Source organism: Tessaracoccus coleopterorum, from assembly GCF_011174705.1.
Classification (GTDB): domain Bacteria; phylum Actinomycetota; class Actinomycetes; order Propionibacteriales; family Propionibacteriaceae; genus Arachnia; species Arachnia coleopterorum.
Genome location: NZ_JAANIJ010000001.1, coordinates 711665 through 729781, shown reverse-complemented (window position 1 = coordinate 729781; position 18117 = coordinate 711665). Strand labels below are relative to the sequence as shown.

The 18117-nt window shown below is 67.6% G+C and carries 19 protein-coding genes, 1 tRNA gene and 8 pseudogenes; 23 read left to right on the top strand and 5 right to left on the bottom strand.

All coding sequences use genetic code 11. The features are described 5' to 3' along the window. Positions 1 to 128: 128 nt before the first annotated feature. The 5 genes and pseudogenes from G7085_RS24130 (at position 129) to G7085_RS24115 (ending at position 3734) form a co-directional block, all read left to right on the top strand. A pseudogene (locus G7085_RS24130) lies at positions 129 to 880 on the top strand (ABC transporter transmembrane domain-containing protein). Further along, the gene (locus tag G7085_RS24125) at positions 877 to 1179 is read left to right on the top strand and encodes a hypothetical protein (RefSeq protein ID WP_231979217.1); all 303 of its coding nucleotides are present in this window, start codon (positions 877 to 879) and stop codon (positions 1177 to 1179) included. The pseudogene G7085_RS24130 and the gene G7085_RS24125 overlap by 4 nt, the downstream one beginning before the upstream one ends. After that, positions 1170 to 1445, top strand: coding sequence for a hypothetical protein (locus G7085_RS24120; protein WP_331715476.1), 276 nt, complete (start codon positions 1170 to 1172; stop codon positions 1443 to 1445). Before G7085_RS24125 ends, G7085_RS24120 begins: the two co-directional genes overlap by 10 nt. Then, a complete protein-coding gene (locus G7085_RS32050) occupies positions 1409 to 2233 on the top strand; it encodes an ATP-binding cassette domain-containing protein (protein WP_331715475.1) in 825 nt (274 codons plus the stop codon). Before G7085_RS24120 ends, G7085_RS32050 begins: the two co-directional genes overlap by 37 nt. After that, a complete protein-coding gene (locus tag G7085_RS24115) occupies positions 2115 to 3734 on the top strand; it encodes an ABC transporter ATP-binding protein (RefSeq protein ID WP_331715923.1) in 1620 nt (539 codons plus the stop codon). Before G7085_RS32050 ends, G7085_RS24115 begins: the two co-directional genes overlap by 119 nt. Here G7085_RS24115 and G7085_RS24110 read toward each other — a convergent pair. Continuing rightward, positions 3699 to 3932 carry a hypothetical protein gene (locus G7085_RS24110; RefSeq protein ID WP_231979967.1) on the bottom strand — a complete coding sequence of 78 codons (234 nt, stop codon included), beginning with the start codon at positions 3930 to 3932 and terminating at the stop codon, positions 3699 to 3701. The genes G7085_RS24115 and G7085_RS24110 overlap by 36 nt on opposite strands. Positions 3933 to 4319: 387 nt before the next feature. On the opposite strand from G7085_RS24110, the gene G7085_RS04635 reads away from it, so the two are divergent. The 14 genes and pseudogenes from G7085_RS04635 (at position 4320) to G7085_RS04585 (ending at position 9298) form a co-directional block, all read left to right on the top strand. Further along, positions 4320 to 4392 (top strand) — tRNA-Trp (locus G7085_RS04635). Positions 4393 to 4480: 88 nt separating this feature from the next. Further along, positions 4481 to 5029, top strand: a complete 549-nt coding sequence (secE, locus tag G7085_RS32045) for a preprotein translocase subunit SecE (protein WP_331715474.1) — start codon at positions 4481 to 4483, stop codon at positions 5027 to 5029. Then, entirely contained in the window at positions 5029 to 5484 is a 456-nt protein-coding gene (locus G7085_RS34120) for a transcription termination/antitermination NusG family protein (protein ID WP_408647039.1), read from the top strand. Before secE ends, G7085_RS34120 begins: the two co-directional genes overlap by 1 nt. Then, a complete protein-coding gene (locus G7085_RS34115; RefSeq protein WP_408647174.1) occupies positions 5475 to 5525 on the top strand; it encodes a hypothetical protein in 51 nt (16 codons plus the stop codon). The genes G7085_RS34120 and G7085_RS34115 overlap by 10 nt, the downstream gene beginning before the upstream one ends. Then, positions 5522 to 5884, top strand: coding sequence for a transcription termination/antitermination protein NusG (gene nusG, locus G7085_RS34110; protein ID WP_408647038.1), 363 nt, complete (start codon positions 5522 to 5524; stop codon positions 5882 to 5884). The genes G7085_RS34115 and nusG overlap by 4 nt, the downstream gene beginning before the upstream one ends. Before the next feature lie 11 nt (positions 5885 to 5895). Continuing rightward, complete coding sequence (rplK, locus tag G7085_RS04620) at positions 5896 to 6324, top strand: 50S ribosomal protein L11 (RefSeq protein WP_197510114.1); 429 nt, start codon at positions 5896 to 5898, stop codon at positions 6322 to 6324. A gap of 95 nt (positions 6325 to 6419) precedes the next feature. Further along, a pseudogene (rplA, locus tag G7085_RS04615) lies at positions 6420 to 7117 on the top strand (50S ribosomal protein L1). Between the two features lie 105 nt (positions 7118 to 7222). Further along, a pseudogene (locus G7085_RS34105) lies at positions 7223 to 7354 on the top strand (pyroglutamyl-peptidase I family protein); the annotation flags it as partial. A gap of 35 nt (positions 7355 to 7389) precedes the next feature. Further along, positions 7390 to 7617: pseudogene (locus tag G7085_RS34100) on the top strand (pyroglutamyl-peptidase I family protein); the annotation flags it as partial. A gap of 23 nt (positions 7618 to 7640) precedes the next feature. Further along, positions 7641 to 7835, top strand: a complete 195-nt coding sequence (locus tag G7085_RS24100; RefSeq protein ID WP_231979215.1) for a hypothetical protein — start codon at positions 7641 to 7643, stop codon at positions 7833 to 7835. Between the two features lie 61 nt (positions 7836 to 7896). Then, the gene (locus G7085_RS29425) at positions 7897 to 8169 is read left to right on the top strand and encodes an enoyl-CoA hydratase/isomerase family protein (RefSeq protein WP_197510112.1); all 273 of its coding nucleotides are present in this window, start codon (positions 7897 to 7899) and stop codon (positions 8167 to 8169) included. After that, positions 8166 to 8480, top strand: a complete 315-nt coding sequence (locus G7085_RS24095) for an enoyl-CoA hydratase/isomerase family protein (protein ID WP_197510111.1) — start codon at positions 8166 to 8168, stop codon at positions 8478 to 8480. The genes G7085_RS29425 and G7085_RS24095 overlap by 4 nt, the downstream gene beginning before the upstream one ends. Continuing rightward, on the top strand, positions 8447 to 8662 hold the full coding sequence (locus tag G7085_RS04590; RefSeq protein WP_197510110.1) for a Clp protease/crotonase-like domain-containing protein: 216 nt from the start codon (positions 8447 to 8449) through the stop codon (positions 8660 to 8662). Before G7085_RS24095 ends, G7085_RS04590 begins: the two co-directional genes overlap by 34 nt. 345 nt (positions 8663 to 9007) lie before the next feature. Continuing rightward, positions 9008 to 9298 (top strand): type IV toxin-antitoxin system AbiEi family antitoxin domain-containing protein, encoded by a 291-nt coding sequence (locus tag G7085_RS04585; RefSeq protein ID WP_197510109.1) that lies wholly within the window; start codon positions 9008 to 9010, stop codon positions 9296 to 9298. A 14-nt stretch (positions 9299 to 9312) separates the two neighbouring features. Here the strand turns inward: G7085_RS04585 and G7085_RS34095 are convergent, their stop codons facing one another. Further along, entirely contained in the window at positions 9313 to 9498 is a 186-nt protein-coding gene (locus G7085_RS34095; protein ID WP_197510108.1) for a hypothetical protein, read from the bottom strand. Between the two features lie 68 nt (positions 9499 to 9566). Between G7085_RS34095 and G7085_RS34090 the strand changes: the two genes are divergently transcribed. Further along, positions 9567 to 10106 carry a DUF559 domain-containing protein gene (locus tag G7085_RS34090; protein ID WP_197510107.1) on the top strand — a complete coding sequence of 180 codons (540 nt, stop codon included), beginning with the start codon at positions 9567 to 9569 and terminating at the stop codon, positions 10104 to 10106. A 148-nt stretch (positions 10107 to 10254) separates the two neighbouring features. Here the strand turns inward: G7085_RS34090 and G7085_RS04570 are convergent. From G7085_RS04570 to G7085_RS04560, 3 genes and pseudogenes are all read right to left on the bottom strand, one after another. Continuing rightward, positions 10255 to 11004 (bottom strand): annotated as a pseudogene (locus G7085_RS04570) (amino acid ABC transporter ATP-binding protein). 5 nt (positions 11005 to 11009) lie between these two features. Then, positions 11010 to 11739: pseudogene (locus G7085_RS32040) on the bottom strand (amino acid ABC transporter permease). A gap of 220 nt (positions 11740 to 11959) precedes the next feature. Beyond that, positions 11960 to 12628 (bottom strand): transporter substrate-binding domain-containing protein, encoded by a 669-nt coding sequence (locus G7085_RS04560; RefSeq protein ID WP_231979966.1) that lies wholly within the window; start codon positions 12626 to 12628, stop codon positions 11960 to 11962. A 581-nt stretch (positions 12629 to 13209) separates the two neighbouring features. Here G7085_RS04560 and rplJ point away from each other — a divergent pair. From rplJ to rpoB, 3 genes and pseudogenes are all read left to right on the top strand, one after another. Continuing rightward, positions 13210 to 13785: pseudogene (gene rplJ, locus G7085_RS04555) on the top strand (50S ribosomal protein L10); the annotation flags it as partial. Between the two features lie 96 nt (positions 13786 to 13881). After that, a complete protein-coding gene (gene rplL / locus G7085_RS04550) occupies positions 13882 to 14277 on the top strand; it encodes a 50S ribosomal protein L7/L12 (RefSeq protein ID WP_197512741.1) in 396 nt (131 codons plus the stop codon). Between the two features lie 336 nt (positions 14278 to 14613). Then, positions 14614 to 18086 (top strand): annotated as a pseudogene (gene rpoB / locus G7085_RS04545) (DNA-directed RNA polymerase subunit beta). Positions 18087 to 18117 lie beyond the last annotated feature (31 nt).

Sequence of the window (18117 nt, the reverse complement as noted above, 5' to 3'; positions counted from 1 at the left end):
CCCGGCCGTGACACCCTCCTACCCGCTGTCCCCGGCGGCTCCCCGGCTGCCCTCCGTGCTGCGGTTCCTCCCGTACATCCGCCCGTTCCGGTGGCAGTTCGCCGTGTCGTTCACGATGGCCCCATCGGGTGCTGGTGAGCGTGTCGATCCCGCTGCTGCTCGGCGCGGTCGTCGACGGGCCGATCGCGCACGGCGATGTGCCTGGCCTGCTCTGGTTCGCGCTCGCCCTGCTCGGCCTCGGCATCGCCGACGCCGGCCTGTCACTGATCCGGCGGTGGATCATGTCCCGGGCCACCTCCCACATCGAGGCGAACATCCGCCTCGACCTGTTCGACCAGTTGCAGCGGCTCCCGATGGGCTTCCACAAGGCATGGGAGTCGGGCAGCTGCTGTCGCGGATGATGAGCGACCTGGGCCTGCTGCGGCGGTTCATGTCGTTCGGACTCGTCATGCTGTTCATGAACTCGATCCACATCGTGGTGGTCGTGGTCATCATGGTGGCCCGGCTCTGGCAGGTCGGTGTCGCCGTGTTGATCGCCGTCATCCCCGTCGTGATCGCCACGTTCGCCCTGATGGGCCGCTTCGGCACCCTCTCACGTCGCCTGCAGGACGAGACCGGCGACGTCGCGTCGGCGGCGGAGGAGTCCCTCCACGGCATCCGCGTGATCCGCTCCTTCGGGCGCGCGGGATTCGCGTTCCGCGGCTACGACGAGCGCGCCTCCCGGCTGGCCGAAACCGGGGTGGCGCGGATGAACCTCGCCTCCATCCTGTGGACCCTGCTCGAGGTGTTCCCCAACGTGCTGCTGCTGGTGGTGCTGGCGGGCATCGGCCTGGCCGTTCCGTACGGGGTGTGTCGCTCGGCGACGCCGTCGCCTTCGTGACGCTGCTGCTGTCGCTGGCCTGGCCCGTCGGCAGCCTCGGCTACCTTCTGTCGTTCGCGCGGGAGGCGGCCACCGCCGCCGACCGCGTCGTCGAGGTGTTCGACGCGCCCGTCACGATCGCGTCGGGAGCGACCCGGATCGCCGAGCCGAGGGGCCGCCTCGAGCTCTGCGACGTGTCGTTCACGTTCGACGACGCCACGGAGCCGACGCTCCACGGGCTCAACCTGACGCTCGAGCCGGGGAGACCGTCGCACTGGTCGGAGGCACCGGGTCGGGCAAGTCGACGCTGGTGTCGCTGATCCCCCGGCTCGCCGACGTCACAGGCGGCCGGATCCTGCTCGACGGCGTCGACCTGCGCGACCTCGACCTTCCGCAGCTGCGCGGCATGGTCGGGGCCGCCTTCGAGGACCCGATCCTCTTTTCGATGTCGGCCCGGGAGAACCTGACGCTCGGCAGGGCCGACGCGTCGGAGGAGGACATCGCCGAGGCGCTGCGGGTGGCGCGCGCCGACTTCGTACACGACCTGCCATGGGGCTCGACACCCGGCTGGGTGAGCAGGGTTTGAGCCTCTCCGGAGGCCAGCGGCAGCGCCTCGCGCTGGCCCGGGCGATCCTGGTGCGGCCCCGCGTCCTGGTGCTCGACGACACCCTCAGCGCGCTCGACATCCACACCGAGGCGGAGGTTGAGGAGGCCCTGAAGTCGACGCTGGTGGGCGTCACCGGCATCGTGGTGGCGCACCGCGCCTCGACCGTGCTGCTCGCCGACCGCGTCGCCGTCCTCGTCGAGGGTCGCATCGCGCACGTCGGAACCCACCACGAACTGCTGGCCGGGTACCCGAGTACCGCGAGCTGTTGGCGGCCGACTACCCGATCGCGATGGAGGAGAGCCGGTGAGCATCGAACCGGAACGGGACCGGGAGGACCCCACCGCGGCGTGGCGTGGCGTCAAACAGGACATCGACGCGGAGCGCGCCGCGGGCGTCGGGTTCCGCGGCCCGTCGCGCCGCCTGCTCGGCACCCTGGTCGCTCCCACCGGCGGTGGCTTCTCGTGCTGATTGGGGTGGTCGTCGTCGAGGCCGCGGCCCGCCTCTTCATCCCGGTGCTGGTGCAGCGGGTGCTCGACGACGGGCTCGGCGGTGACACGGCGGTGTTGTGGACGTCGCTCGGCCCTGATGGGACTGGCCATCCTCGCCCAGTTGGCGTCGCGCGTCACGTTCCTGCGCCGCACGGGCCGCATCGGCAACGCCATCCTGCTGGACCTGCGCCGCAGGCTGTTCAACCACTTCCAGCGGCTCGACATCGGATTCCACGACCGCTACACCTCCGGCCGCGCCGTCTCCCGCATGACCAGTGACGTCGAGGCCGTCGCCGAACTGGTGCTGCAGGGCATCGACGTCGTGGTCATCTCGGTGCTGACCATCATCGGCGCGACCATCGTGATGTTGACCCTCGACTGGCGCCTCGCGCTGGTCGCGTTCGCCACCTACCCGCTGTTGTTCCTCGTGATGCGCTGGTTCGTGAGGGCGTCCACCAGGGCGTTCCGGGCGGTGCGCACCTACTCGGCGATCGTCATCGTCCAGTTCATCGAGACCATGACCGGTATCAAGGCCGTCCAGGCCTTCCGCCGCGAGACACGCTCGGCCGAGATCTTCTCCGACGTGGCACTCCAGTACCGCGACCGCAACGTCACGGCCATGCGCACGTTCGCCCGCGCCATGCCCGGCATCCAGGCCATCGGCAACCTGGGCATCGTGCTCGTCGTGGTGGTGGGCGGCTACCTCGCCGTCGGCGGCGACGTCAGCATCGGCACCATGGCCGCCTTCGTGTTGTACCTGCGGATGTTCTTCGACCCCATCGCCGACCTCGGTCAGTTCGTCTCGACCCTCCAATCCGCGTTGACCGCGCTCGAGAAGATCTCCAGCGTGATGGAGGAGGAACCGGCGGTCGCCGATCCCACCGACCCGGTGCCGCTGCCCGACCGGCAGGGGCGCATCGTGTTCGACGGCGTGCGCTTCGGCTACCTGGACGACACCACCGTGCTGCCCGGCCTCTCGCTCGACCTGGAGGCCGGTTCCACCGTCGCTCTGGTCGGCACCACTGGCGCGGGCAAGACCACGATCGCGAAGCTGATCGCGCGCTTCTACGACCCGCAGGAGGGCGCCGTCCGCCTCGACGGCGTCGACCTGCGTGACCTGTCCGACGACACCCTGCGTGGCGCCGTCACGCTGCTGACGCAGGAGAACTTCATCTTCGCCGGATCCGTGGCCGACAACATCGCATTCGGGCGACCCGGGGCGACCCGCGAGGAGGTGGTCGACGCCGCCCGGCTGGTGGGCGCGGACGCCTTCATCGGGTCGCTCCCCGACGGCTACGACACCGACACCGGCAAACGTGGGGCGCGGCTCTCGTCCGGGCAGCGCCAGCTGATCGCGTTCGCGCGCGTGGTGCTCGCCGACCCCCGCGTCCTCATCCTCGACGAGGCCACCAGTTCCCTGGACATCCCGACCGAGCGGCTCGTCCAGAGGGCGCTCACCACGATCCTGGCCGACCGGACGGCGATCATCATCGCCCACCGGCTCTCCACCGTGGAGATCGCGGACAGGGTGCTCGTGCTGCAGCACGGCGAGGTCGTCGAGGACGGCGATCCGGCCGCCCTGGTGGCCGGGAGGGGCGCTACGCCGACCTCCACCGAGCCTGGATGTCGTCGCTGGCCTAGCCTCCGGGGAGCACCAGGGGCACGAACCGGTACGCACCAGAGCGGCGCACCGCCAGGTGGCTGCCCTGCCGCTGCGCCGTCCACAGCTGCCCGGCGACGGGGATCACCAGCACGCCGTCGTCTGCCAGCTGCCCGATGAGGGCTCCGGCAGCCGCTCGGCCATGGCGGAGACGAGGATCCGGTCGAACGGGCCCTCCCGGGGACGGCCGAGCACCTCGGGATCGGCCGCCTCGAGCCGGGCCCAGGGGCGGCCGGTGGCCGCGAGGCGGGTCGCTCCCCACGTCGCCACCTCCGGATCCAGCTCGAGGCCGAGCACCCGGCCCGCCGGCCCGACCAGCCAGGCCAGCAGGGCGGTCGTCCAGCCCGAGCCGGCGCCGATGTCCAGCGCCGAGGCCCCTCCGGAACGTCCAGCAGTGCCAGCATGCGCGCCACCGTCGACGGCTGCGAGTTGGTCGACCCGTTGAACAGCGGCAACGGAATGTCCATCCGGGCAGAGGCCACCTGGTCGGCGGGGAGGTGCACCTCACGGGGGTGGCGGCCATGGCGGCCGGTACGCGGCTGACGTTCGGCATACCACAAGTGTGGCGCCGCCCACCGATCCGGAGGCTCCCGACGCCGGTTCGACTCACGCCACGAAACCGCCTATAGTTGGGGAGCACCGGTTGGAAGCGCCAAGGTCGAAGCGTGCTCAAAAGGCACCCTGCCAAGGAACAAGGCCGGTAAAAGGGTAGTAGCTCAACTGGCAGAGCAGCGGTCTCCAAAACCGCAGGTTGGGGGTTCGAGTCCCTCCTGCCCTGCTAGGTGTCTGCCGGAAACGGTGGATACCTCGCCACGCCTGCCGGCCCACCGGTGAGGCATTTTGTTTGTCAACCGAAGGGAAGCAGCGTGAGCGACAAGTCGCGTGACGCCGAGCACGACGACCTCGTGCCGGGCGGACCTGACGCTGCCGAGGCCGAAGCTGACGAGCTCCGCATCTCCGATATCGACGACCCTGAGGCACTCGAGGCCGCCGAGGAGGCGGTCGCCGAGGACGAGAACGCCCTCGAGGTGATCCCGCCGTCCGATGACCTCTCGGCCGACGATGAGGCGATCGCCGCTCTCGAGGAGGAGAACTTCACTCCCGAGGAGCGCGAGGCGGCCGCCGCCCCGATCGTCCGCAAGACCGCCAAGGCCCCCGTGCGCAAGAAGGAGACCCGCACGCGCAAGCGTAGCGAGGCCCTCGAGGAGCACGACGATCCCTACAAGGCCAGCAACCCGGCCGAGTTCATCGGCCAGTCGGCCGCCGAACTCAAGCGCGTGGTGTGGCCGACCTGGCCCCAGACCGTGTCCATGTTCACCGCAGTGCTCACCTTCGTGCTCATCATGATCGCGATCGTCGGGGTCCTGGACTTCGTGTTCGCGTGGGGCCTGCTCAAAGTGTTTGGGAGCAAGTGATGACTGAATCCGAGAACAACGACTTCGAGATCGACCTCGGCGCCTTCGAGCCCGAGCCGACCTCCGACGACCTCGACATCGAGATCGACCTGGGTGCCATCGAGGCCGACAGCGACGATGACACCGATGTCGAGCTCGCCGAGCTCAGCGAGGATGAGGACGACGAGCCCGACGAGGACGACCTCGACAAGGACGACGCCGTCACGAAGGCCGTCGCCGAGCTCCGCGAGGAGCTTGAGGGCAAGTGGGGTGAGTGGTACGTCATCCACACCTACTCGGGCATGGAGAACCGCGTCAAGCAGAACGTGGACTCCCGCGCCCAGAGCCTCAACATGGAGGACTACATCTTCGAGACGATCGTCCCGACCGAAGAGGTCGTGGAGGTCCGCAACAACGCACGCAAGACCGTAACGCGCAGCGTGACCCCGGCTACGTGCTCATCCGCATGGAGCTGACCGACGAATCGTGGAGCCTCGTGCGCCAGACCCGTCGGTGACCGGCATCGTCGGGCACGGCCAGCAGCCGGTGCCCCTGTCGATCGACGAGGTCATCCACATGCTCACTCCCTCCGTCATCGCGAAGGTGAACGCGGCCCACGCCGGCGCCGCCGCGACGCGGAGGAAGAAGGTCGAGGTCGTCGACTTCGCGGTCGGCGACTCCGTCATGGTGACCGACGGCCCTTCACCGGTGTGCACGCCACGATCACCGAAATCAACGCCAACAATCAGCGGCTCCGGGCTCTCGTCGAGATCCTGGGCCGCGAGACCCCGGTCGACCTGGAATTCAAGCAGGTCGAGAAGGTCTAAGATTGTGCGTTGCGCCGGTTTCCGCCGACGCATCCATCCATACAGGTAAAGGACCCACCCATGCCTCCCAAGAAGAAGGTTGCGGCCCTCGTCAAGGTCGCACTGCAGGCCGGCGCAGCTACGCCTGCCCCGCCCGTCGGTACCGCCCTCGGTCCGCACGGCGTCAACATCATGGAGTTCGTGAAGGCGTACAACGCCCAGACCGAGTCCCAGCGCGGCAACGTCATCCCCGTCGAGATCACCATCTACGAGGACCGCACGTTCACCTTCATCACGAAGACGCCCCCGGCGGCCGAGCTGATCAAGAAGGCGGCCGGTGTCGCTTCGGGTTCCGCGAACCCGCTCGCCACCAAGGTCGGCAAGATCACCAAGGACCAGGTCCGCGAGATCGCCACCACCAAGCTGCCCGACCTCAACGCGAACGACGTCGAGGCCGCCATGAAGATCATCGAGGGCACCGCGCGCTCGATGGGCGTCACGGTCGACTGAGACCACCCACACAACACAACTCGTGGCAGGGGAGTGCTCCCCACACCACAACTGGTGACCGGGCCCGACGGCCCGGCCGACGAATAGGAACCAGCATGAAGCACAGCAAGGGCTACCGCTCCGCAGCTGACAAGCGCGGCGTGGACCAGGCGTACTCCCCGGATGAGGCGCTCCGCCTCATCAAGGAGATGGCCACGGCGAAGTTCGACGAGACCATCGATGTCGCCATCCGCCTCGGCGTCGACCCCCGTAAGGCCGACCAGATGGTCCGCGGCACGGTCAACCTCCCTCACGGCACTGGCAAGACGGCACGGGTCCTCGTCTTCGCCGCCGGTGACAAGGCTGAAGCCGCCCGCGAGGCCGGCGCCGACGAGATCGGCACCGACGAGCTCATCGAGAAGGTGGCCGGCGGCTACCTCGACTTCGATGCCGTCGTGGCCACCCCGGACATGATGGGCAAGGTCGGCCGCCTCGGCCGCGTGCTCGGCCCCGCGGCCTGATGCCGAACCCGAAGACCGGCACCGTCACGATGGACACCGCGAAGGCCGTCTCCGACATCAAGGGCGGCAAGATCGAGTTCCGCGTGGACCGTCACGCCAACCTGCAGTTCATCATCGGCAAGGCGTCGTTCTCCGGTGAGCAGCTGGCCGACAACTACTTCGCCGTGCTCGACGAGATCCTGCGTCTCAAGCCGTCCTCCTCGAAGGGCCGCTACCTGCGCAAGATCGCCGTCTCCTCGACGATGAGCCCCAGCGTTCTGATCGACACCACGGTGGCCAAGGCCGCCGAGTGATCGACTGATCCGACTTCAGCGGTGGGCGGGTACCTGTGAGGGTGCCCGCCCACCGCTGCCTTGTTCGTGCGTATCGGAGGGTCTGATGATGTGGCGGATCCGGGCATGAGGCGGGTGCTGGTGACCGGCTTCGAGCCGTTCGGCGGCGACGCCGTCAACGCCAGTGGGGAGGCGGTGCGCCGCCTGGCGGCCGGTTGGGACGACGCGGGCATCGAGCTGACCACCACCATCCTGCCGGTGTCGTTCGAGGGGCGCCGCTCGCGCTGGCGCGCGTGGTGGAGGAGCACCTACCCGATGCCGTGGTGTGCGTGGGTGAGGCGGGTGGCCGGGTCGCCGTCACACCCGAGCGCTACGCCGTCAACGGGCGGGTCGCCAGGATCGCCGACAATGACGGGGCGCAGCCCAGCGGAGCCATCGACGCCGGCCCCGATGTGTTGGAGTCACGGCTCGACGTGGACCGGCTGGTCGCGGCGGTGCGGGCGGTCGGCGTGCCCGCGGAGGCATCCGGGACGCGGGCCGGTTCGTGTGCAACGCCGTCTTCCGGGCCGCGCTCACATCGTTCGACGGCCCGGCCGGATTCGTCCACGTGCCCGCGGTGCGGGAGGTGGGGATGGCGAGGGTGGGAGCCGAGACCGACGGGGCCGAACCCAGGGCTGCGACGCTGACCATCGACGACCTGACGCGGGCGCTGTCGGCGGTGGTCCGGGCCCTGGCCTGAAGAAGCCGACGCCGGGGTCACCGTTGCCCCACGGTCGGCCGCGCTGCGCCATGATGGGCACATGTCCCACATCGAGTTGAGCCGTCACGGCAGCGTCGCCGTCCTCACCATCGACCGGCCGCACAAGCACAACGCCATGAGCGATGCGATGTGGCGGGAGATCCCGCGCCTGATGTCCCTCATCGACGTCGATGACGAGGTGACCGCGACCATCATCCACGGGGCGGGCGACTCGTTCTGCGCGGGCTCCGACATCACGAACCTCGATGAGCTGCACCACGCAGAGGGCCGATCCGGGCGGAGGCGGCGCTGGCGCAGAGCCCGAAGCCGGTGATCGCCGCGATCGAGGGGCACTGCCACGGCGGTGGCTGTGAACTGGCGCTCGGGCGGACCTGCGGATCGCGGGGAGGGGCCCTGTTCTCGGTGCCTCCCGCCAAGCTGGGCATCGTCTTTCCCGTCTCGGCCACGAGACGCATGATCGATCTGATGGGGCCTGCCGTGACGAAGGAACTCCTGTTCACGGCCGGCCGCATCGACGCGCGGCGCGCCGTCAAGGTGGGCCTCGTCAACGAGGTGACCGGTGAGGGGAGGCGTTCGGCAGAGCGCTCGAGGTGGCTGAGTCGATGTCCGGGCTCAGCCAGCTGACGCTGCGCGCGTCGAAGGAGATCGTCGACGGCCTCGTGAGGCGCGACCTCGACGCGGAGCGGGCGATCTCGTGGGTCAGGCAGGCCCACGACGGCCCCGACCTGCGGGAGGGGATCGCGGCGTTCGGCGAGCGGCGGGATCCGGTGTTCACCTGGCGCCACGACGACGACCCGGGCGTCTAGCCGCGCCCCCTCTGGAAAAATCGGCCAGTAGCCGATTCTGGTTGGTCCTGGTGGAAGTTTGGGCCACTGTCCCGGTGTGACGACGGCGCGTGGCGTCTCGCTGTGGGTGGGGTGTCGGGAGAATCGGCCAGTAGCCGATTCTGGTTGGTCCTGGTGGAAGTTTGGGCCACTGTCCCGGTGTGACGACGGCGCGTGGCGTCTCGCTGTGGGTGGGGTGTCGGGAGAATCGGCCAGTAGCCGATTCTGGTTGGTCCTGGCGGAAGTTTGGGCCACTGACGCTGCTGTCCGCGTGATTCGCCTGTGGATAGGCGTTACCACAGCGCCCCGGCGCCGGATGACTAGGTCATGCACACAACAACCCAGACCCCACCCCACCTAGCTGAGACCGCCCGTGCCCAGGGCGGCGTGCTCAGCAGACCTCAGGTGCTCGCAGGTGGTGGCACCCAGACCATGCTGAACAGGCTCCTCCGCAACGGCGACTGGATCAGACTCGGCCAAGGCGTCTACTCGACCCGGCCACCAAACTTCGAGGCCCTCTGCTGGGGAGGGCTCCTGCTTGCGGACGGCCCAGCGGCGGTCGGCGGCCTCGCCGCCGCTCACCTACGCGGGCTGTGCGACGAGCCGGGCGCATCCTGATCTGGGGCGATCGCTCACGCGCCCAGGGTCCGTGGCAGTTTCGCCGGGGGGAGCGTCCACCGGTCGGCGACCCGCCGATGGTCGGGCCCGAGGATGCCGTCCTCGAGGCCTGCGCCGAGGTGAGGCCCCGACAGGTGCTCGATCTGCTCACCGCCGCACTCGTCAACCGGGTCACGACACCGCAACGGCTCCGTGAACACGCCGTCGACCTGTCACGGCTGCGGCATCGCCGACTGATCCTGCAACTACTGCCCGAACTGGACGCGGGGTGCAGAGCACACTCGAGTCTCATTTCCTGCACCAGGTCCTACGGTCGCACCAGCTTCCGGAGGGCGTCCGACAGATCTCACTGTCCAAGGGGACGCGGAGCGATGTGGTTCTCGAGGAGTACCGCGTCGTCGTCGAGCTTGACGGACGGCGCGGCCACGAAGGCGAGGCGAAGTGGCGCGACGCCTATCGTGACAACCGGCACCTCCTGAGTGGCTATGTCACACTCCGGTTCGGATGGCACGATGTTGTGTTGACCCCTGCCGAGTGGCCGGGATGCTCGCGACCGTGCTGCATCAACGCGGTTGGCCCGGTATCGGCGGGCAGGGTGGCGGTCGTCGCTGTGGGGCCCGCTGCACTTTCGGGCGTCACGTTGACGACGACGCGGGGGCCCAACTCACTGGGTAGCGGCTTCGGCACCGTCTGCCGAGGGTGGAGACCGATAGTTGTGGCCGGACCGGTCAGAATCGGCTACTGGCCGGGACTTTCGGGGCCGTCGGTCAGCGGTGCTCCGGGTTGGTGGCCGATAGTTACGACGTGACCGATCAGAATCGGCTACTGGCCGATTTTTCCGGCGGGCCCGGGTGGTGGTGTAGTCCGCGTTGATGTCAGTGGCCGATAGTTTCGACGTGACCGATCAGAATCGGCTACTGGCCGATTTTTCCGGGGGTCCGGCCCCGTGAGGGGCGTCAGAGGACCTTCGCGAAGAACTCCCGGGTGCGGGGTTCTGCGGGTTGTCGATCACCTCGGCGGGGAGCCCGCCTCGACGATGACCCCGTCATCCATGAACACGACCTTGTCGGCAACCTCGCGGGCGAAGCCGACCTCGTGTGTGACCACGATCATCGTCATGCCGGAGGCCGCCAGGTCCTGCATCACACCGAGCACCTCGCCCACCAGTTCGGGGTCGAGCGCGGACGTCGGCTCGTCGAAGAGCATCAGCTCCGGCTTCATGGCGAGCGCGCGGGCGATCGCGACGCGCTGCTGCTGGCCGCCGGAGAGCTGCGACGGGTAGTGGTCGGCCCGGTCTGAGAGCCCCACCCGCTCGAGCTGCTCGCGGGCGTCGGCCTCGGCCTCGGTGCGTGACATGCCCAGCACCTGGCGGGGGCCTCCATCACGTTCGCAAGCGCCGTCATGTGTGGGAACAGATTGAACCGCTGGAACACCATGCCGATGCGGGAGCGTTGCCTGGCGATCTCCTTGTCGCTCAGGCGCGACAGGCGCCCGTTGCGTTCGCGCAGCCCCATCAACTCGCCGTCGACATACATCCGGCCGGCGCTGATCTGCTCCAGTTCGTTGATGCAGCGGATCAGCGTCGACTTGCCCGAACCGGAGGGTCCGAGCAGCACGGCGACCTCGCCACGCTCGACGGTCAGGTTGATCCCCTTCAGGACGTGCAGTTCGCCGAACAGCTTGTGGATGTCGCGTGCCTCGACCATCGCGGTCACGGGGTCACCTCCAGGTTGGGATCGTCCTTCACGGTGCCGGCCGCGAGGATGGACTGCTGCTTGCGTGACATGCCGCGGGCCGCCTTCGTCGGGCGTTCGCCGTCGAAGCCGCGTCCGTAGAACGCCTCGAGCCGCATCTGTCCCACCATGAGGATCGACGTGATCAGCAGGTAGTAGAAGGCCGCCACCAGAAGCAGGGGATGGGGAGGAAGTTCTTGTTGCCGATCGCGTTGGAGACGAAGTTCAACTCCAGTGAGAACGGGACGGCGATCACCAGGGAGGTGGTCTTCAGCATGGAGATCGTCTCGTTGCCGGTCGGGGGACGATGACGCGCATGGCCTGCGGGATGACGATGCGACGCAGCGTCGTCGACCGTTTCATGCCCAGCGCGTTGGCCGCCTCCCACTGCCCCTTGTCGACCGACTGGAGACCGCCCCGGACGATCTCGGCGAGATAGGCGCCCTCGTTCAGGCCGAGGCCGAGGATGGCCGCGACGGTGGCGTTGATCACGTCCTGGGTACGGAACTCGAAGAACTCCGGCCCGAACGGGATGCCGAGGCTGAGCCGCGGGTACAGCACGCCGATGAGGCCCCAGAACACCAGCTGCGTGTAGATCGGGGTGCCGCGGAAGAACCAGATGTAGACCCAGGAGACCGCCTGGAGCACCGGGTTCGTGCCCATCCTCATGATCGCCATCGTGACGGCGATGATGATGCCGAGCGCCATCGCGGCGACGGTCAGGATGAGCGTCCAGCCGACACCCGAGAGGATCCGCGGGTCGAACAGGTACTCGAACACGACGTCCCAACGGTAGTTGGGGTTCGTGATCAGGCCATGGACGAACATGGCGACGAGGACCAGCACGATCGCCGCCCAGATCCAGACGCTCGGCCTGAAGACCGGACGGGCGTGGATCAGCTCGGGTGTCGGTTCGGACATGGGTCGCTCAGCCCTGCGGGTTCAGCTCGGCGGTGGTCAGCGCGGCGTTGGCCTCGATGCCCCAGGCGTCGAGGATCTTGCCCCACGTGCCGTCGTCCATGAGCGACTGCATCGCCTTCTGGATGGCCTCGGTCATGGCCGTGTCATCCTGCGCCACGACGATGCCCTGCGGGGCGGCGTCGCGGATGCCGCCGACGATCTCCATCTGCCCGTTGGTCAGCGTTGAAGCGTAGTCGGCGACGGTGGAGTCCGCGTAGAACGCGACGGCCTTGCCGCCCACGACGTTGGTGGTCGCGTCGGACTGGCGGCCGTACTGGAGGATGTCGATCTTCTCCTTGCCGTCGGCCTCGCAGGTGGCGGAGAAGCCGGCGAGTTCCTCGTCCTGGTAGGTGCCGGTCTGCACGGCGATCGACTTGCCACACACGTCGTCGGGGTTGAACCCCTCCGGGTTGCCGGTCTTGACGGCGTAGCTGGAGCCCACCGTGATGTAGCTGATCATGTTGTAGCTGGCGGTCCGCTCCCCGTTGATGGTGAACGACGAGATGCCGACGTCGTACTTGCTGCCGATGCCGGGCAGGAGGGAGGCGAACTCGCCGTCGACGACCTCGGTCTCGAGCCCCAGCACGCGGCCGAGCGCCTTGCTCAGGTCCACGTCATAGCCGAGGTAGGTCTTCAGGTCGTCGGCGCGGAACTCGGCGGGAGCGTAGTCGGCGGAGGCCCCGACGATGAGCGTGCCCTTGTCCTGGACGGCCTGGGGAGGAGGGCGGCGATCTCGTCGACCTTCGCCACGCCCGACACGTCGTAGCTGCGGTCGGTGCTGTCAGAGTTGCCCGCGCTGCTTCCGGGCTCGGTCGGGTTACCCTGGCCACCGCAGGCGGTGAGGGCGAGGGGGCCAGCAGGCCGAGGGCGAGGAGTCGACGCATCGGGTTCACTTTCAGTATCTGGTGCAGGAATTCAACCCTCACGAGAGTAATGCACGCGCGAGTAGCGCCCCAGCCGGAACATCAGCGGTCCCGTGGGGCGACCACGGTCCCGCCGGATTTGGCGGGCCGCGACATCGCAGGTAATCTACAACCTGCCGAAGACCGCAGGTGACACCAGTCATAAAGCCGAAAGGCACCCGCGCAGGTGATCGTAGAGCCGTCCAGACCTGTCTGGGCCAAGCCCGCGCCACCGGCGCAGGGGCTTTTTTGTTGTGGTCGAGGCCCTTGGGGCTCCCGCCGGGAGCGCCGAGGTTGCTAATCGGAAGGAGACCACATGGCGAGGCCGGACAAGGCTGCCACGGTCGCGGAGCTGACGGAATCGTTCAGCAACTCCGCGGCGGCAGTGCTTACCGAGTACCGCGGTCTCACCGTCAAGGATCTGAAGGAACTCCGTCGATCCCTCGGTGAGAACGCCACCTACGCCGTTGCGAAGAACACCCTGACGACGATCGCTGCCCGTGAGGCTGGCATTGAGGGCATCGAGGATTCCCTCACCGGCCCCACTGCCATCGCGTTCGTCACCGGTGACATCGCCGCCGCCACCAAGGGGCTGCGTGACTTCGCAAAGGCCAATCCGTCCCTGTCGATCAAGGGTGGCGTCCTCGAGGGCAAGTTCCTCGACGCCAAGGCTGTGCTGAAGCTTGCCGACCTCGAATCCCGCGAGGTCCTGCTTGCCAAGCTTGCCGGCGCAATGCAGGCCAACCTGGCCAAGGCCGCCTACATGCTGGCTGCCCCGCTCGCGAAGGGCGCCCGCGTCCTTGGTGCGCTGCAGACCGCTGCAGAGGCCAACCCCTCCCTGATCGGTGGCGCAGGCTCCGCGCCTGTCGCCGACGCCACGGACGAGACCCCGCCGCGGAAGCGGCACCTGAAGCAGCGCCCGCTGATCAGTGATGCGATGCAGCTCCCGCTGCGATCACACAAAGCTTTCTACGAAAGGAACGCCAACATGGCGAAGCTCACCAACGACGAGCTCCTTGACGCCTTCAAGGAGATGACCCTGATCGAGCTCTCCGAGTTCGTCAAGCTGTTCGAGGACACCTTCGAGGTCACCGCTGCCGCCCCGGTCGCGGTTGCCGCTGCCGCCCCGGCCGCCGCCGGTGGCGACGATGCCGGTGCCGCTGAGGAGGGCTCCGACAAGGTCGACGTCATCCTGACCTCCGGTGGCGACAAGAAGATCGCCGTCATCAAGGAGGTGCGCGCTCTGACCTCCCTCGGCCTGAAGGAGGCCAAGGACCTCGTTGAGGGCGCCCCGAAGCCGGTGCTCGAGGGCGTCGACAAGGAGACCGCTGCCAAGGCCAAGGAGGCCCTCGAGGCCGCCGGAGGCTCCGTCGAGGTCAAGTGACCCGACGCGCGTAGCGCATCTGAACTGCACGTGGCCCGTCCCCTCTGAGGGGCGGGCCACGGCTCTTCTGCGGCTGACCACGCCCGATGCCGCCCGGTGACGTGGAATCGGCGCGTCAGGGTTGCGCAGTGGCGGCGAGTCGCTATCATTTTGCGCGAGGTCAACGTCGACCTGCTTCTGAGCCGCATGCCCCCCCGGGGATGGGGTAGTTGTGTGCTATGACCGTTTGGTATATAGTGGTCATTTGCCCGCCTATGCGCCCTGCCCGTTTACTTGACACGGGTCGTTCGCTGTGCACGGAAAAACTGCTTCAAGCGTTCTTGGAAGGACCGAATCTTGGCCGCCTCGCGCTCTGCGTTGAAGAACACCAATGTCGTCTCGTCCACTGGCCGAATCTCGTTCGCGAAGATTCATGAGCCGCTGGAGGTTCCCAACCTCCTGGACCTGCAGATCGACGCCTACAACTGGCTGATCGGCAACGAGACCTGGCGCGAGAAGGTGGAGTCCCAGCTCTCCGCTGGACGCACCGACGTCAATACCCGCTCCGGCCTCGAGGAGATCTTCGCTGAGATCTCCCCGATCGAGGACTTCAACGAGACCATGTCTCTGTCGTTCCGCGACCACCGCTTCGAGGAGCCGAAGTACAGCATCGAGGAGTGCAAGGACCGCGACGTCACGTACGCCGCCCCACTCTTCGTGACCGCCGAGTTCGTCAACAACGACACCGGCGAGATCAAGTCGCAGACCGTCTTCATCGGCGATTTCCCGCTGATGACCGACCGCGGCACCTTCATCATCAACGGCACCGAGCGTGTCGTGGTGTCCCAGCTCGTCCGCTCGCCCGGCGTCTACTTCGAGCAGACCCCGGACAAGACGTCCGACAAGGACATCTTCTCCTGCAAGGTGATCCCGTCGCGCGGCGCGTGGCTCGAGTTCGAGATCGACAAGCGTGACATGGTGTTCATGCGCCTCGACCGCAAGCGCAAGCAGAACGTCACCGTGCTGCTGAAGGCGCTCGGCTGGAGCGAGGACAGGATCCTCGAGGAGTTCGGCGAGTACGAGTCGATGCGACTGACCCTCGAGAAGGACTCGGTCAAGACCCAGGACGAGGCGCTCCTCGACATCTACCGCAAGCTGCGTCCGGGCGAGCCCCCGGCACGCGACGCGGCCCAGCAGCTGCTGGACAACTACTACTTCAACCCGAAGCGGTACGACCTCGCGAAGGTCGGTCGTTACAAGATCAACAAGAAGCTCGGTCTCGAGCTGCCGTTCGACCAGCAGACCCTGACGATCGACGACATCGTGTCGGCCATCCGGTACATCGTCGCGCTCCACGAGCACCAGGAGAAGCTGGACGACGTCCTCGTCGAGGCCGATGACATCGACCACTTCGGAAACCGTCGCCTCCGCACCGTCGGTGAGCTGATCCAGAACCAGCTCCGCACCGGCCTCGGCCGCATGGAGCGCGTTGTCCGCGACCGCATGACCACGCAGGACATCGAGGCGATCACGCCGCAGACGCTGATCAACATCCGCCCGGTGACCGCCGCGCTCAAGGAGTTCTTCGGCACCTCGCAGCTGTCGCAGTTCATGGATCAGAACAACCCGCTCGCGGGCCTGACCCACAAGCGCCGCCTCTCCGCGCTCGGCCCCGGCGGTCTGTCCCGTGACCGCGCCGGCATGGAGGTCCGTGACGTCCACCCGTCGCACTACGGCCGCATGTGCCCGATCGAGACCCCTGAAGGCCCGAACATCGGCCTGATCGGCTCGCTCGCCTCCTTCGCCCGCGTCAACGCCTTCGGCTTCATCGAGACGCCGTACCGCAAGGTCGTCGACGGCAAGGTCACGGATCAGATCGACTACCTCACCGCCGACGAGGAGGACCGCTACTCGATCGCGCAGGCCAACGCCGCAGTCGACTCCAACGGCAACCTCTCCGAGGAGCGCGTGCTGGTGCGCCTCAAGCACGGCGACGCCGACGAGGTTCCCGTCGCCGAGGTCGAGTACATGGACGTGTCCCCGCGTCAGATGGTCTCCATCGCCACCGCGCTGATCCCGTTCCTCGAGCACGACGACGCGTCGCGAGCCCTCATGGGCGCCAACATGCAGCGTCAGGCCGTCCCGCTGATCCGCAACGAGTCGCCGTTCGTCGGCACCGGCATGGAGTACCGCGCTGCGGTCGACGTCGGTGACGTCACCCTGGCCAAGAAGCCGGGTGTGGTCACCTCCGTGGCCGCCGACATCATCGAGATCACCAACGACGACGCCACCTACTCGAGCTTCAAGCTTGACAAGTTCGTGCGCTCCAACGCGGGCACCTGCATCAACCAGCGCCCGCTGGTCGCGCCCGGTGACCGCGTCGAGGTCGGCACCCCGCTGGCCGACGGCCCCTGCACCGACCAGGGCGAGCTGGCGCTCGGCCGCAACCTGCTGGTGGCGTTCATGCCCTGGGAGGGCCTGAACTACGAGGACGCGATCATCCTCAGCCAGCGCATCGTCCAGGACGACGTCCTCACCTCGATCCACATCGAGGAGCACGAGGTTGACGCCCGCGACACGAAGCTGGGCGCCGAGGAGATCACCCGTGAGATCCCGAACGTGTCCGACGACATGCTCGCCGATCTCGACGAGCGTGGCATCGTGCGCATCGGCGCCGAGGTCGGCGCCGGCGATATCCTCGTCGGCAAGGTCACCCCGAAGGGCGAGACCGAGCTCACCCCGAGGAGCGCCTGCTGCGCGCCATCTTCGGCGAGAAGGCCCGCGAGGTCCGCGACACGTCGCTGAAGGTTCCCCACGGTGAGACCGGCACCGTCATCGGTGTGCGCGTCTTCAACCGCGAGGACGACGACGAGCTGCTGCCCGGCGTCAACCAGCTGGTGCGCGTCCACGTCGCCCAGAAGCGCAAGATCTCCGACGGTGACAAGCTCGCAGGCCGTCACGGCAACAAGGGCGTCATCTCGAAGATCCTCCCCGTCGAGGACATGCCGTTCCTCGAGGACGGCACCCCCGTCGACATCGTCCTGAACCCCCTCGGCGTGCCCTCCCGCATGAACGTGGGCCAGGTGCTGGAGAACCACCTCGGCTGGATCGCCAAGACCGGTTGGGACATCACCGAGGTCCAGGCCGACTGGGCCGAGCGTCTCCGTGACGTCGGCCTCGGCCGGGTCGAGGGCGACGCCAAGGTTGCGACGCCCGTCTTCGACGGCGCCAACGAGCGCGAGATCGCGGGCCTGCTCGACAACTCCCTGCCGACGCGTGACGGTGAGCGTCTCATCAACTCGTCCGGTAAGGCGTCGCTGTTCGACGGGCGCACGGGTGACAAGTACCCGGAGAAGATCGGCGTGGGCTACATGTACATGCTGAAGCTCCACCACCTGGTCGACGACAAGATCCACGCACGTTCGACCGGCCCGTACTCGATGATCACCCAGCAGCCGCTCGGTGGCAAGGCGCAGTTCGGTGGCCAGCGCTTCGGCGAGATGGAGGTGTGGGCCCTCGAGGCCTACGGCGCCGCATGGGCACTGCAGGAGCTCCTCACGATCAAGTCTGATGACGTCCCCGGCCGCGTGAAGGTCTACGAGGCCATCGTCAAGGGCGAGAACATCCCCGAGCCGGGCATCCCGGAGTCGTTCAAGGTTCTCGTCAAGGAAATGAAGTCGCTGTGTCTGAATGTGGAGGTGCTCTCCGACGACGGCCGGGTCATTGACCTGCGCGAGTCCGAGGACGACATCCGCTCCGCCGAGGACTTCGGCATCGACCTCGGTCGCCGTCCCGGTTCCGACAACTTCCTGGACGTCGGCGAAGTCTGAGTTCACCTCAGTCACCGATCTACAACTCAGA

What these genes read in the sequence shown, in the direction of transcription:
- G7085_RS32050 (WP_331715475.1), top strand. Translation starts at nt 1,409, where the DNA reads ATGGGGCTCGACACCCGGCTGGGTGAGCAGGGTTTGAGCCTCTCCGGA.
- G7085_RS34120 (WP_408647039.1), top strand. Translation starts at nt 5,029, where the DNA reads ATGACTGAATCCGAGAACAACGACTTCGAGATCGACCTCGGCGCCTTC.
- rplK (WP_197510114.1), top strand. Translation starts at nt 5,896, where the DNA reads ATGCCTCCCAAGAAGAAGGTTGCGGCCCTCGTCAAGGTCGCACTGCAG.
- G7085_RS29425 (WP_197510112.1), top strand. Translation starts at nt 7,897, where the DNA reads ATGTCCCACATCGAGTTGAGCCGTCACGGCAGCGTCGCCGTCCTCACC.
- G7085_RS04585 (WP_197510109.1), top strand. Translation starts at nt 9,008, where the DNA reads ATGCACACAACAACCCAGACCCCACCCCACCTAGCTGAGACCGCCCGT.
- rplL (WP_197512741.1), top strand. Translation starts at nt 13,882, where the DNA reads ATGGCGAAGCTCACCAACGACGAGCTCCTTGACGCCTTCAAGGAGATG.